The 14,437-nt window shown below is 60.9% G+C and carries 12 protein-coding genes and 1 riboswitch; of the genes, 11 read left to right on the forward strand and 1 reads right to left on the reverse strand.

Translation table 11 applies throughout. The annotated features are described in order from the left end of the window. Positions 1-18 precede the first annotated feature (18 nt). The 3 genes from PMX60_RS08495 (at position 19) to PMX60_RS08505 (ending at position 3,204) form a co-directional block, all read left to right on the forward strand. Positions 19-540 (forward strand): Asp23/Gls24 family envelope stress response protein, encoded by a 522-nt coding sequence (locus PMX60_RS08495; protein WP_271747555.1) that lies wholly within the window; start codon positions 19-21, stop codon positions 538-540. A gap of 208 nt (positions 541-748) precedes the next feature. After that, positions 749-1,771, forward strand: a complete 1,023-nt coding sequence (locus tag PMX60_RS08500; protein ID WP_271747556.1) for a YitT family protein — start codon at positions 749-751, stop codon at positions 1,769-1,771. Positions 1,772-1,920: 149 nt separating this feature from the next. Then, positions 1,921-3,204, forward strand: a complete 1,284-nt coding sequence (locus tag PMX60_RS08505) for a zinc-ribbon domain-containing protein (RefSeq protein ID WP_271747557.1) — start codon at positions 1,921-1,923, stop codon at positions 3,202-3,204. Positions 3,205-3,344: 140 nt separating this feature from the next. Here the strand turns inward: PMX60_RS08505 and PMX60_RS08510 are convergent, their stop codons facing one another. Continuing rightward, positions 3,345-4,808: a M20 family metallopeptidase gene (locus PMX60_RS08510; RefSeq protein WP_271747559.1), complete on the reverse strand. Its 1,464-nt coding sequence runs from the start codon at positions 4,806-4,808 to the stop codon at positions 3,345-3,347. A gap of 162 nt (positions 4,809-4,970) precedes the next feature. On the opposite strand from PMX60_RS08510, the gene PMX60_RS08515 reads away from it, so the two are divergent. The 8 genes from PMX60_RS08515 to PMX60_RS08550 all read left to right on the forward strand — a co-directional run bounded on the left by PMX60_RS08515 (position 4,971) and on the right by PMX60_RS08550 (position 14,353). Further along, a complete protein-coding gene (locus PMX60_RS08515; RefSeq protein WP_271747560.1) occupies positions 4,971-6,614 on the forward strand; it encodes an amidohydrolase in 1,644 nt (547 codons plus the stop codon). A 919-nt stretch (positions 6,615-7,533) separates the two neighbouring features. Next, positions 7,534-7,827 carry a co-chaperone GroES gene (groES, locus tag PMX60_RS08520; RefSeq protein ID WP_022094351.1) on the forward strand — a complete coding sequence of 98 codons (294 nt, stop codon included), beginning with the start codon at positions 7,534-7,536 and terminating at the stop codon, positions 7,825-7,827. Positions 7,828-7,923: 96 nt separating this feature from the next. Next, positions 7,924-9,561 carry a chaperonin GroEL gene (groL, locus tag PMX60_RS08525; protein WP_022094352.1) on the forward strand — a complete coding sequence of 546 codons (1,638 nt, stop codon included), beginning with the start codon at positions 7,924-7,926 and terminating at the stop codon, positions 9,559-9,561. Positions 9,562-9,931: 370 nt separating this feature from the next. Then, positions 9,932-10,124, forward strand: a riboswitch (FMN riboswitch). Between the two features lie 5 nt (positions 10,125-10,129). After that, positions 10,130-10,720, forward strand: a complete 591-nt coding sequence (locus PMX60_RS08530) for an ECF transporter S component (protein WP_117655907.1) — start codon at positions 10,130-10,132, stop codon at positions 10,718-10,720. Next, positions 10,717-12,621, forward strand: a complete 1,905-nt coding sequence (locus PMX60_RS08535) for an energy-coupling factor transporter ATPase (protein ID WP_271747561.1) — start codon at positions 10,717-10,719, stop codon at positions 12,619-12,621. Before PMX60_RS08530 ends, PMX60_RS08535 begins: the two co-directional genes overlap by 4 nt. After that, complete coding sequence (locus PMX60_RS08540) at positions 12,621-13,421, forward strand: energy-coupling factor transporter transmembrane component T family protein (RefSeq protein ID WP_271747562.1); 801 nt, start codon at positions 12,621-12,623, stop codon at positions 13,419-13,421. Before PMX60_RS08535 ends, PMX60_RS08540 begins: the two co-directional genes overlap by 1 nt. Positions 13,422-13,451: 30 nt before the next feature. Continuing rightward, entirely contained in the window at positions 13,452-13,898 is a 447-nt protein-coding gene (locus PMX60_RS08545; protein WP_117648255.1) for a pyridoxamine 5'-phosphate oxidase family protein, read from the forward strand. Positions 13,899-13,942: 44 nt separating this feature from the next. Continuing rightward, complete coding sequence (locus PMX60_RS08550; protein WP_117745769.1) at positions 13,943-14,353, forward strand: pyridoxamine 5'-phosphate oxidase family protein; 411 nt, start codon at positions 13,943-13,945, stop codon at positions 14,351-14,353. Positions 14,354-14,437 lie beyond the last annotated feature (84 nt).

The following is a 14,437-nucleotide window of genomic DNA, read 5'->3' on the forward strand; positions in this document are numbered from 1 at the left end:
CAGGCATAAGGAGGAACCATGGCTTTTAATACGAAGGTCGATGTAGCCGATACCGAGCTCGAGGAGAACGAGGCGGTCGTCGCCGAAGCTGAGGATGTGACGCTCGAGGACGAGACTCTCGTCGAGGCCGAGTCCGCCGATGACGCGGACGAGGATGATGAGGAAACAGACGAGTCCGAGGACTCGCTGACCTATTCCAACGGTGTGATCGAGAAGATCGTTGCCATGGCCACCCGCGAGGTTCCGCACGTTTTGGGCATGAAGGGTAACCTCATGCACTTTGTGCAGGAGCAGTTTGGTGCCGAGAACCTGACCAAGGGCGTGACGGTCGAGGTCACCGATGACAATCGCGTGGTCGTCAACATCTCCGTCATTATCGAGTACGGCGCCTATGCGCCCGCGATCTTCGACGATGTCAAGGCGCGTATCACCGAGCGCCTTGCCGCGATGACCGGCCTTGAGGTGGCGGGCGTCAACCTGCGCATCGAGGACGTCATCACCCCCGAGGAGTACGAGCACCGCACCAGCCAGCACGAGTAACCTTCCAAAAAGGGGCAGGTTTGTTTTGGCAGGTTTTATCTGCGAAAACGTTAAACGGCCGACCGCGCAAGCAAAAGCGTGGCCGGCCGTTATTTGTATGCCCCCCGATGTAGGCATACCGCTCGTCTAACTAGGGGTTGCAATCGTCGCGTTCCGCGTTACCCTAATGGGCGCATTGTTTCCAAATTGTTAACGAGGGGTTGCCGTAATGGCCGACGAGCACGAAACAGAAAGCAAGGCATGGGCAATTGAGGCCGCCGCGGCAGAGGCGGCATCGCGTGCTGCCGAGGAGATGCATCGTCCTCCCGTAGTGCCGATGGAGCGCGTGGTTGATCGCACCGATATCGAGCGCGGCGAGCGTGCCGGCCAAAAGCGCAGCCAGGAGCCAGGCTTCCCGCGCTTTTTTGCCGAGCTCAATCTGGGTCTGATTCTTACGGCCTTTGCCATCGTTGCGTTTAAAACCCCTAATCACTTTGCTTTTGGCGGCACCTCGGGCATGTCGGTCATTCTGTCCACGCTGTTCCCGACTCTGCCCGTCGGCGTCTTTATGTGGATTATCAACGCGGTTCTCGTCGTTTTGGGCTTTATCTTTTTGGAGCGCAAGGCGATTCTTTGGAGCGTCTTCGCCTCGTTTGCGCTGTCCGCCTACGTCTCGCTGTTTGAGCTCTTCATTCCGACCGATGTCTCTCTGACGGGTGATATGTGGCTCGACCTGTGCTTTGCCGTCATCTTGCCGGCGCTCGGCAGTGCCATCGTCTTTGACATCGGCGCCTCGACGGGTGGCACGGACATTCTCGCTATGATCCTCAAACGCCGCACCACGCTCGAGATTGGCCGCGCCCTCCTACTGGTCGATATCGGCATCGTGACCATCGCGGCCTTTTTGTATGGCCCGCGTGTCGGTCTGTATTGCGTGCTCGGCCTGTTTGCCAAGACGCTTGTGGTCGACAAAGCCATTGAGAGCATCCATCTTCGTAAGGTCTGCACGGTCATTTGCTCCGAACCCCTTAAGGTCGAGGAGTTTATCGTCAAGCATCTCAACCGCACGGCGACCATCAGCCGGGGCTACGGTGCCTTCTCGGGCAAGTGTGTGACGGTGATCATGAGCGTGCTGAGCCGTCGCGAGGCCGTGCAACTGCGCCGCTATGCGCGCGAAGTCGATCCGGGTGCCTTTATCACGATCGTCGACAGCTCCGAGATCGTCGGCAAGGGCTTCCGCGGAACGAACTAGCACAGACGTATTCAACGAACCGCCTGCTGGCGCCGTGTACCTTGCAAATCGGTCATCTTTGAGTATTTGACCCCCCATTGGGCAATAATGATGCTAAAGACATCGTTTGCGATCCAAGTGATTCGTTCAAGATACGAAGGGATGATTCTATGTTCTGCTCGCAGTGTGGCGCCCCCATGGGCGATAACGACAAGTTCTGCGGCGTGTGTGGTGCTCCTAATGCCGGTGCCGCTGGCCCCGCTCCCCAGGGACAGCCTCAGCCCCAGCAGTTTGTTCCGCAGCCGCCCGTGGCGAATGTGCCAAAGGGCTGTGTGGCTCAGGCGTTCCAAGATATGACCAAGACTCCGGGCGTGCTTCAGCGTGTATGCCAAATCGCGTTTTTGCCGGCGCTGATTTGCGTTGTGTCGGTGCTCGTGTTGTTTATTCCCGTTATTGGCGGCATTGCGGCTGCCATCGGCTTTTTGGCAGCTTGCATTGCGAGCGTGTGCGGTTCCGGCTTTGGTATTGAGTGGGGCCGTGATCTTTCGCTCAAGGTCGATGACGGCATGGATCGTCCGTTGATGCGTTCCACATCGTTTGGCCTTGGAGTCTTTTCGAGCGTTATTTCGGTCGTGCTCGAGGTTATCGCTGCCATTCCCGTTATCGGTGTAGTGCTTTCGCTGGTGGAGGGCGTGGTAATTGGCGCCGCGGGCTCGTATTCTTATTACGGCTCTTATGCGCTCGAGGCTGCGCTGTTCGGTTCGCTCGGCCTGCTTGTCCTGGCGCTAATTGCCTCGGCGATTCTGGGTGTCTTCTTTAAGATGTTCGCCGACATTGCCGTGATGCACTTTGCGGTGACCGGGCGCGTCGAGAGCGCGTTTTCGCTCGATAAGGTCTGGGCGGCCTTTAAGCACAACAAGACCAAGCTGTTCTGTGCTTCGTTCCTTCCCGAGTTTTTGACGGGCCTGGTTGCCAACGTTGTCACATGGATCTTGACGGTCGTCTTTGGCGCCATTGCCTCTGTCGGTATGTATAGCTACTACTATCGTCCTACGGGTATTGAGGCAATCGTTACCGGCGGTGGCGTCACGCTCGCGCTGTTCTTGGTGCTGGTCGCTTTCGTCACCGTATTTCTTACGGTCTTTGGCAAGATGCTCAAGCACCGTGCCGTTGGCTATTGGGCCGCACGCTATGCAAGCGAGTGGGCCGATGAGGATAAGGACGACGTCCTGACTTTTGTGTTGCCCTTCGAGAAGAAGTCCGCTCCTTCGGGTTACGGTGCTCCGGATGCTTCGCCGGCACCTGCACCCGCTCCCGCGACCGAGCCTGAGCCGGCGCCCGAGTCTGAGACGGCATCTGAGTCCGAGCCTGAGCCTGAGCCTGAGCCTGAGCCGGCACCTGCACCTGAGTCGGCGTCCGAGCCAAGCTCCGACGAGGAACCTCAGGACGAGTAGCCATGCCGTCTGCCATTTGGGGACGGGGTAGAAATAGTAGAAATAGCGCTTGAAGAATGAGCGGGGGCGGACGTGTCGAAACGTCCGCCCCCGCTTTGACATCGCGATGTGGCTATGACTGCGAGATGCCAGCGAATCGACTACTCGTCGTGCTTCTCCTCGCGGCGTGCAGCGGCGCGTGCGTCGTGGATGCCCTTGATCGCGGCATGGCGAGCCGTTCGGGCATCATGGATGGCGTCGCGAGCCTCGGCGGTCGTCGCCTTGGCAGAGCGCAACTTGGCGGCCAGATCGGGGTTGGTTTCGGCGACCGCGGTAATCGCGGGGCCGTCGAGCTCCTCTTGCGTGGGCTCGGCCAAAAAGTCGATAGCATACTGGGCGGCCACCATGGAGCCCTTTGCCAGCACGGTCTCGTCGATCTTGTAGAAGCAGGAATGTTGGGCGTACGTGGCGCCAATCTTGGGGTTGCGCGTGCCTACAAAGGCGAGCACGCCCGGTACGCGACGCAGGTACTCCGAAAAATCCTCGCCCGAAAGCGTGCCGCGATAATGGCTTTGGCCGGTGGGGCCCAGGCACTTGATTACAGCCTGACGGCAGCGCTCGCTCGAGGCGGCGTCGTTTTCGACCTTGTAGTTGGCGATGGTGTAGTCGGTGAGCTCTGCCTCGGCGCCCAAGGCGGCCGCGGTATGCTCCACGATGCGGCGCATAAGCTCCGGCATTTCCTCGTGGGTCGAATCGCCGTAGGTGCGCACCGTGCCGGCGAGGTAGGCCGTGCCGGCGATAACGTTGCGTGCGGTGCCGCCGTGCAGCTCGCCGACGGTGATGACAGCCGGCTCGTAGGGGCTGATCTCGCGCGAGACGATGGTCTGCAGGGCGTTGACGATCTCTGCGGCCACCATGACGGCGTCGTGACCGCGCTGGGGCATGGCGCCGTGGCACGAGGTGCCGCGTACATCGATACGGAACCAGTCGGTATTGGCCATGCGCGGTCCGGGCTCGCAGCTCACGGTGCCGGCGTCGACCTCACTCCAGATGTGCGCGGCGTAGGCGCCATCGACGCCGTCGAGCACACCCGTGCCGATCATGAGCTTAGCGCCCTGGCCGTTTTCCTCGCTGGGCTGGAATACGATGCGGACTTCGCCGTGGATGTCGTCGGTCATATGGCGCAGGATTTGCAGCGTTCCGAGCATCATGGCGATATGGCAGTCGTGGCCGCAGGCGTGCATGCAGCCCTCGTTGACGCTGGCGAACTCCTCGCCGGTCTGCTCGGTGACGGGCAGGGCATCGATGTCGGCGCGCAGCAGGATGCGGCGGCGTGGCGTGCCGTCCTCGCGGTAGGCATCCGGCGCGGTGCCGCGAAGGGTCGCCACAAGGCCCGTCTTAAGGGGACGCTCGTAGGGGATATTCATGGCGTCAAGCTGGTTGGCGATGTCGGAGGTCGTGCGCTCCTCGGCAAGGCTCAGCTCCGGGTGCTTATGGAAGTGCCGGCGCTGCTTGATGATATATGGTTCAAATTCGGTAGCGATATCTTTGATGGCTGCGGTGACGTCGTCAGCCGCGCGAGCCTCGGTCGCCGCCATAATCTGCTGTGCCTTGGTCTTCGTCATGGTCGATTTGCTCCTTGCTGGGTTGATCGCAAAATCGTACAGGCTCTCTCCAGTATGCCACCTGCCGCTAGGGCTGGTAAAGTTGCCGTTTGCCGCTTGGGGTTTTGTTACAAGGGCGGGGGAGTACACTCGGGGGTGTTGAATTTCCTGCCAGAGATGGGGATGCCCATGCAACATATCGATCGGATTATCCGCTCCAAGAACGTCTTTACCGCGCAAGACGGCATCGATACCGCCCGCGAGCTGGCGATTGCCATCGCAGGCGACCGTATCGTCGCAGTCGGTGCGCCCGATGACGTGATCGCCGCCGCTCCCGCCGCCACGCCGGTTCTCGACTACGGCGAGCAGTTTGTCTGCCCCGGTTTCCATGACGCTCATCTGCACTTCTTCCATACCTCGGTCGGATCCTCGCCGTACATGCTCATGGATATGGGCACGTCAGAGGCGGCGCTGGTGCAGCACGCGCTCGAGTTTTCCCAGGACCTGCCCGACGACGCTTGGGTTGTGACGCAGGGCTGGCGCGACTACCGTTGGGACCCGCCCGAGCATCCTACCAAGGCGTCGCTCGATGCGGCATTCCCCGATCGTCCCTGCGTTATGTACTCGGGCGACGGGCATACGCTTTGGCTCAACAGCCGCGCACTCGAGGCACTCGGCGTCACGCGCGACAGTGAGCCGCCAGCGGGCGGCAGCTACGACAAGGACGCAAACGGCGAGCTCACGGGCATTGCTCACGAAGCGGCTGCCATGCAGCTGTTGCCGCGCTGTCTTGAGTGGCTGGGCGAAGATCGCATCGCAAGCGCTTACGCCGATCAAATGAGGCGCATGGCCGAGCAGGGCATCACCTCGATCTGCGATATGTCGCTCATGCCCATGCCGGGCTGCGATTTTATCCGCGACGACGTCTACGACAAACTGCAGGCAGCCGGCAAGCTGGGCATCCGAGCCCATCTGTTCCCCACGCTGCTGGATGACCAGTCGCGCTTGGAAGAACTCCAGACCCGCTACGCAAACAACGCGCTGCTCTCGGCGCCAGGCTTTAAACAGTTTTTCGACGGTGTGTCGAGCGAACACACGGCATATCTCACCGAGCCCTATACCAATCCGCGCTTCCCGGGCGACCAGGGCCGTCTGACGGTTCCCGCCGAGCGCATGCGCAAGCTAGTTCTGGCGGCCGCGGAGCGCGGCCACACCGTGCGCATCCACGTCATCGGCGACGGTGCGATTCATGCCGCGCTCGATATCTTTGAGGAGGCCTCCGACCTGTACGGGCTGCCCCAGCACGGCCATAACACGCTCGAGCACCTGGAGAACCTTCTGCCCGAGGACATCGACCGCCTGCGCAAGCTCAACGTGGTTGCTTCGAGCCAGCCCTGCCACATTACACTCGACCCGGGTGGTCCGGAGCGCGACCTGGGCTTGGAGCGCAGCCGCATCATGTGGCCGTTTGCGACCTATAAGCAGCGCGGCATTCGCCAAGCCTTCGGTACCGACAGCCCTATTACGCCCGTTACCAGCATGAATGTGCTCTACACGGCTATCACGCGCCAGGACCCCCGCAGCCACTGGCCCGAGGGCGGCTGGTTGCCGAGCGAGCGTATCGACGCGGCAACGACCCTGCGCAACTACACGCTTGGCAGCGCGTACGCAGCGGGCGACGAGCAAAACCTCGGCAGCCTGGAGCCCGGCAAATACGCCGATCTGGTAGTCCTGGACCAAAACCCGCTCACCATTGACCCTCAAGACCTCCAGGCCACCAAGGTTCAGGCCGCCTACCTGGCGGGCAACTTGATTTACGAGCGCTAATATTCATGTCGTACCGTTAAACGCGGCTCGTGCAGCCTATTTTGGGATGGCGCTCGAGCCGCGTTTGTTTGCCAATGGGGGTCCGCTGGGAGCGTCCCCGCTCTGCTGGATTTGGGCGCGGGGCGGAGGCGCCGCTGCCCCGCGCTCAATTCGGACATCAGCAATGCTGTTTCTTGGTGTTTTGCATACTTCCCATTACAGATTGCATAAAAAAGGCTGGGATGTTCTTCCTGATCCTGATGTACCCCCGCCCGTGCCGTGCAAAAAACGGAGTATTCAGCACCGCGAGCTCTGCCGGTGCCGCTGCAGTCGGGTGGCATTGCGGAGATCGACGTCATTTTGGGGTCCGACGTGGCGCGAGGCATGCTTGTTTGTCTCGACGAGGCCCGTCTGCCGACCCAAATCGCCGGCCGAAGGCTACCGTGGGACTAATTAGATGCGCCCGGTGCGTATGCATTTGTCCCGGCCTGCTGAAAACTCCCAAAAATGCACAGTGCTCCCCAGGGGACCCGTGCGCGCAACGAAAACCATGCCCATGTCGCTATCCGCATCGCCATTTTGCTGCACTAACTTTTCTGAATGCCGGGCTCGAATTAGTTAACCTGCCTCCCGTGTGGCTCCGGAGGGGCGGGGCATAAGGTTTATCGCGAGTTCCGCACGAGCCGAAGGCCACTTAATGTGGCCTTCGTGCGAGCAGGACTGCCCGAGCAGGAAACCTTATGCCCCGCCCCTCCGGAGCCACACGGGAGCCACCGCTAAGTTATCCCCCGGCATTCAGAAAATCTAAGTGCCAAAAAAAAAGATTTTTTGACTCCGTGTTGTATAACCCGCCATTCGTGGGTACCATTCAACGCGTACGCAAACAAAAAGGGTTAATTCGCGTGGTATAACCGCGCGGCCCAAAAAGGAGGAGACAAGCATGTCGTCTTTGAAGCCGCTTGCAGATCGTGTTCTGGTCAAGCCCGACGAGGCCGAGCAGAAGACCGCTTCTGGTCTGTATATCGCCAGCAACGCTCAGGAGAAGCCGCAGCGCGGCACCATCGTTGCCGTGGGCGCCGGCAAGGTCAACGACAAGGGTGAGCGCATCCCCATGGACGTCAAGGTCGGCGACGTTGTCATCTACGGTAAGTTCGGTGGCAACGAGGTCAAGGTCGACGGCGAGAAGTATCTGCTGATGCGCGCCGACGACATCTACGCTGTCGTCGAGGCCTAGTCTCGTCAGAATCTCTGATTCGTCTTTGAACGCGTCCGCCGCATAGGACTCGGAAGCGGCGACGCGAGTCACATTTCTTTTGGAGGATTACCTACCATGGCAAAGAACATTACGTTCAACACCGATGCCCGCGCTAAGCTTGCCAAGGGCGTCAACACTCTGGCCGACGCCGTTACCGTCACCATGGGCCCCAAGGGCCGCTACGTTGCGCTGCAGCGCACGTTCGGTGCCCCGACCATCACCAACGACGGCGTTTCCGTCGCTAAGGAGATCGAGCTCGAGGACAACATCGAGAACATGGGCGCTCAGCTGGTGAAGGAGGTTGCCACCAAGACCAACGACACCGTGGGTGACGGCACCACCACCGCAACTCTGCTCGCCCAGGCCATCGTCAACGACGGTCTGCGCAACGTCGCCGCTGGCGCCAACCCGCTGGCCATCCGTCGCGGCATCGACAAGGCCGTTAACGCCGCCGTCGCCGAGATGAAGAAGCAGGCCAAGCCGGTCGAGACCAAGGAGCAGATCGCTTCCGTCGGTACCATCTCTGCCGGTGACCCCGAGGTCGGCGAGAAGATCGCCGAGGCCATGGAGGTCGTGGGCAAGGACGGCGTCATCACCGTCGAGGATTCCCAGACGTTCGACATCACCATCGACACCGTCGAGGGCATGCAGTTCGACAAGGGCTATGTCTCCGCTTACTTCGTTACGGACAACGACCGCATGGAGGCCGTGATGAAGGATCCGTACATCCTCATCACCGACCAGAAGATCTCCAGCGTTCAGGACATCATGCCCGTTCTCGAGGCTGTCCAGCGCGCTGGCCGTGGCCTGCTCATCATCGCTGAGGACATCGACGGCGAGGCTCTGCCGACCCTGGTCCTCAACAAGATCCGTGGCGCCCTCAACGTCTGCGCCGTCAAGGCCCCGGGCTACGGCGATCGCCGCAAGCGCATTCTCGAGGACATCGCCGTCCTCACCGGTGGCCAGGCTGCCCTGGACGAGCTGGGCGTGAAGGTCGCTGACATCACCGCCGATATGCTCGGTACCGCTAAGTCCGTCACCATCTCCAAGGACAACACCGTCGTCGTCGGCGGCGCTGGCTCCAAGGAGGCCATCGACGCTCGTATCGCTCAGATCAAGGGTGAGATGGAGAACACCACCTCTGACTTCGACCGTGAGAAGCTCCAGGAGCGCCTGGCCAAGCTCTCCGGTGGCGTTGCCGTCATCAAGGTCGGCGCTGCTACCGAGTCCGAGCTCAAGGAGATCAAGCATCGCGTCGAGGACGCCCTGCAGGCTACCCGCGCTGCTGTCGAGGAGGGCATCGTCGCCGGTGGCGGCGTCGCCTTCATGGACGCTGCTCCTGCGCTCGACGCCGTTGAGCTTGACGACCCCGAGGAGAAGATCGGTGTCGACATCGTCAAGAAGGCTCTGACCGCTCCGGTCGCTACCATCGCCAAGAACGCTGGCTTTGAGGGCGCTGTCGTGGTCGACAAGGTTGCCGAGCTGCCTGCCGGCCAGGGTCTCAACTCTGCCAACGGCGAGTGGGGCGACATGATTGAGATGGGCGTCCTCGACCCCGTCAAGGTCAGCCGCGTCACCCTGCAGAACGCTGCTTCTGTCGCCAGCCTGATTCTCATCACCGAGGCCACTGTCTCCGATGTGCCCAAGAACACTCAGCTTGAGGATGCTATCGCTGCTGCCACCGCTGGTCAGCAGGGCGGCGGTATGTACTAAGGCCGACAAGGTCTAGAACTCCCACCGGGAATCCGGGGGCGGGACGGGGACTTCTCTCCGGAACGTCCTCGGACATGCAAAGAGGCTCCGCATCGCGCTTCGCGCTGCGGAGCCTCTTTGCGTCCTGCGGAATATTCCGGAGAGAAGTCCCCGTCCCGCCCCCGGATTCCCTGCGTTTACGGCCTTGAGGCCGGCGGGCGGAGAAGGATGTGGTCGATAGGGATGCGTGTCCCCTTCGCTGTTTCGCGCTTTGCGCGAAAGGCGCGTTGCTTTGGGATGGGTGGGGAACGTGGTTGCTTTGGCAACTGATCTCCGCCACAAATTACCCTTGGCATACTTGCGCGAGAACCTGCTCGTGCTACACTTGCAATTGCTGTTTCAGGGCGGGGTGGAATTCCCCACTGGCGGTAAATCGGGCGGTGCCAAAGGGGCGCCGTGGCACAGGCGAGGTGCCTGCGACCGAGCCGATGAGTCCGCGACCCGTGCGTGTGTTGGTTCGCATGCCGGCTGAACTGGTGAGATCCCAGTACCAACGGTTAGAGTCCGGATGAAAGAGGCAGGTGATCTTATGTCTGAACAGTCGCAGCATATCCATTTTGAGAACACGAATAGGTGGAGCACCAAACAGCTCGTTACCATGGCGCTGATGTGCGCCTTGGGCGCCCTGTTTATGTATGTGCAGCTGCCCATCCTTCCTTCGGCGCCGTTTTTGACGTATGACCCGTCGCTGGTGCCGGCGATGGTGTGTGGATTTGCGTATGGTCCCGGCGCCGGTACCGCTGTTGCCGCTATGGCTATCGTTATCCATGCGCTTACCACGGGCGATTGGGTCGGTGCGCTTATGAACTTGGTTGCCACGCTGGGCTATATTCTGCCTGCGGCTATCGTCTATCAGAAGATGCACACCTACAAGGGTGCCGTGATTGGCCTGGCGCTCGGCGTCATTGCCGCTACGGCGCTGTCTATGGTCGCAAACCTTACTATTGGCGTATGGTTCTGGTATGGCTCGGTCGATGTGATCGCCCCGCTCATGATTCCTGCCGTGCTGCCGTTCAACCTTATCAAGACCGTGCTTAACTCGGTGTTGACACTGGCGGTGTATAAAGCGGTCTCCAACCTCATCACGCCTAAAAAGGACCAGGTCAAAGGCCGCGCATGATTGAGTGTCGGGGCGTTTCCTTTAGCTATGACGGTGCCGTACCGGCGCTCGACGGCGTCGATCTGAATATCGAGGACGGCGAGTTTTTCTGCATCCTCGGTGGCAATGGGTCGGGCAAGTCGACGTTTGCCAAGCATCTGAATGCGCTGTTGCAGCCCGATGCGGGCACGGTACGCATCAACGGCATGGATGCGTCCGACCCCGAGCTGGTCTACGACATTCGTTCGACCGCGGGCATGGTATTCCAGAATCCCGACGACCAGCTGGTGGCAACGCTTGTCGAAGATGACGTTGCGTTTGGTCCCGAAAACCTTGGCGTGCCATCGGCGCAAATTGCGCAGCGCGTACGCGAGGCGCTGAAGGGTGTGGGCCTGGTGGGCTTTGAGCGCCACGAGACCCATGCGCTTTCGGGCGGCCAAAAGCAGCGCGTGGCGCTTGCCGGCGTGCTCGCCATGGAACCGCGCGTGCTCATATTGGACGAGGCTTCCTCGATGCTCGATCCGCGTGGACGCAAGGGCCTCATGAAGGCTTGCCGCGCGTTGCACGCTCGCGGCATGACCATCGTGATGATTACGCACTTTATGGAGGAGGCTGCCGAGGCCGATCGTGTCGCCGTGTTTCAGACGGGACGAGTTGCCATGCTGGGCACGCCCGATGAGATTCTGACGCGGGCGAATGAACTCGTTCAGCTCAACCTTGACATGCCAGAGTCGTGCCGTTTGGGCATGGCACTTCGTGCGGAGGGCGTGCCCGTTTGCGCGCAGGTACGTGAGGCGGATATGGTCGCCGAGATTGCGCAGGCTTATGCCGAGCGAAGTGGGGCAGGCATCGCGGGGCAGTCTTCCGTATCCCAGTCGGAAATCGCTGACGGCACTGTTCCGGTAGACAACGAGGGCAACGCGTCGGAGCCCGTCATCGAGCTATCCCATGTTTCGTACAGTTATTCGCTCAGTCCGCGCGAGCGCCGCTGCTGGCATAAGCGCTCGGCCACTGCGGGCAAATCGAACAAACAAGCCCTTTGGGGAAACGACCCAAGCAGCCCGTGGGCGCTGCGCGATGTATCGCTGACGGTGCGTCGCGGCGAGTTCCTGGGCTTGGCAGGTCATACCGGTTCGGGTAAGTCGACGCTGGTCCAGCATCTCAACGGTTTGATTCGCCCCCAGGAGGGATCCGTTCGCGCGCTGGGGCTCGATCTGTCAAACAAGAAAGACGCCGCCGCGGTTAAGGCCAAGGTCGGCGTGGTGTTTCAATATCCTGAGCGTCAGCTGTTTGCCGAAACCGTGGCGCAGGACGTGGCGTTTGGTCCACATAACCTTGGCTTGCCGCAAGATGAAGTCGACCGTCGTGTCGAGTCATCGCTCTCACGCGTGGGCCTCGACCTTTCCACGGTCGGCGACAAGAGTCCCTTTGAGCTTTCGGGCGGTCAGCAACGGCGTGTGGCATTCGCCGGCGTGCTCGCCATGGAGCCCGAAGTCCTGGTGCTCGATGAGCCCATGGCGGGGCTCGATCCGGCTGCGCGCAGGGATTTCCTTGAGCTTATCGATCGACTTCACCGCGATGGCCTGACCGTTGTCATGGTTTCGCATAGTATGGATGACCTGGCCAATTGCTGCGACCGTATTGTCGTGATGAACGAGGGCGCGGTGTTTGCCGAGGGCACGCCCGCTCAGGTTTTTGCGCATGCCGATGAGCTTAAATCAATCGGCTTGGGCGTTCCCGCCGCCCAGCGTATGGCGCTGGCGCTTACGGAGGCGGGCGTGCCGCTGCGCTTTGACGGCCTCTATACGGTTGAGTCGCTGGCAGACGAGTTGGTGGACCTGCTAATCGGTTGCTCGGGCGGTCCTTCTAACGTCGCGGACATTGCTAAATTCAAGACGGTCGCGCGAGAGAAGGGCTGCTAATGGAGGCGTTTTCGTTTGGCAGCTACTATCCCGGCGATAGTGCGATCCACCGCCTGGACCCGCGAACTAAGTTGCTCTTGGGCTTTGTGTTTCTGATCACGACGCTGACCGTCGGCGGCTTCCGCGGACTGGCCCCTGTCGCAATGTTTGTCGTGCTGATCTATGCCGTGTCTCGGGTGCCGGTTCGTCGCGTTCTGTCGTCGATGGCGCCGCTGCTGGCAATCGTCGTCGTGGTCGCGGTGCTCAACTTGTTTACCGATCAGAGTGGGCGCATCCTGTGGCAGCTTGGCTTTTTGCAGGTGAGCGAGGGCTCGCTGCGTTCTGCGGCGTTTATGGCGTGCCGTCTGACGTTGATGATGGCCGGCATGAGCGCCATTACACTCACCACGCCGACGCTCGACCTCACCGCGGGCTTTGAGCGTCTGCTCGCACCGTTTGCACACGTGGGGCTCCCCGCGCATGAGCTCGGCATGATCATGGGCATCGCGTTGCGCTTTATGCCGCAGTTCGCCACAGAGATGAAACAGACGGCCGATGCGCAGGCAAGTCGCGGAGCGCGCGTGACGGGCGGTCCGCTCGGTGGCGTACGCATGCTCGGCAGTGTGGCGATCCCGCTGTTCACCGGCGTGTTCCGCCATGCCGAGACGCTGTCTGCTGCCATGGATGCACGCTGCTATCATGGCGAGCAGGGCCGCACGCGCCTGCATGCGCTTACGTTTGGCCGCGGCGATGCGTTGGCGGCGGTGGTGACGGCGTTGCTGCTCATCTGCGTCATCGTCATCAATCTTCAACTTGTTTAGGCGCGATTCGAGCGCAAGAAAGGGGTCCCTATGACCGACAACGACCGCACGGCTCAGCTTGAGCGCGCCTGTTCGTATCTCAGGCGCATTCCGGCGTGGTATCTGGCCACGACCGATGTGGCCGACGGGCATCAGCCTCGCGTGAGGCCGTTTTCGTTTGCCATGGTCGATGACGGTAAGTTGTGGTTTTGCACGTCGCGCGACAAGGATGTATGGGCGGAGCTGAGCGCGAATCCCAAGTTTGAGCTCTCGGGCTGGAAGCCGGGGGAATGTTGGATCGTATTGACCGGCGAAGCCGCACTTGAGGACGACGCAGTTGCGAGCGACAAGGTGCGTCAAGCGGGTTTTAAGCACATGGTGGGCATTGGCGAGGAACACGAGAGTGCCAACGACGGCCGCCTTGCTTTCTTTTCGGTCCGCAACATTGCTGCGCGCTTCTGTGATATCGACGGCAGCGAGGAGCGCCTGGAGCTCTAGCTCGCACAAACCAGGTTCCCAAACTAGCTAGTACAGGAGGAAACGTGGACGGATTGAATACGGTTTTGGAGTATCTGACGTCGGTGCCGGCGTGGTATCTGGCGACGAGCGTGGATGGGCAGCCGCATGTGCGTCCGTTCTCGTTTGCTCAGATTCAGGACGGTAAGCTGTGGTTTGTGACGGCGCGCACCAAAGACGTGTGGCAAGAGCTGCTGCAAAATCAGCGCTTTGAGGCCACGAGTTGGTGGCCGGGCCATGGCTGGCTCATCTTGCGCGGGCGTGCCGGCTTGGATGACCGGGCTTTAGACGAAATGCGCGAAGCCGGGTGGAAGCATCTAGAGCACCTGGGCGAGCACTATGAGGGGCCTAACGACCCCACGCTCGTCTTCTTTAGCGTCGAGGATCCCGAGGCTTTTATCTGCAATCACGACGAATGGGTGCCGGTCGAGCTCTAGCCAGCTGGCGCATCCTAACAACTTGGTTTTCGCATGGGCGGGCCCCGTATTGCCCGGCGCCGTTAGGAGCGCCGGTCAATACGG

Source organism: Collinsella aerofaciens (assembly GCF_028206995.1).
Taxonomy (GTDB): domain Bacteria; phylum Actinomycetota; class Coriobacteriia; order Coriobacteriales; family Coriobacteriaceae; genus Collinsella; species Collinsella aerofaciens_AQ.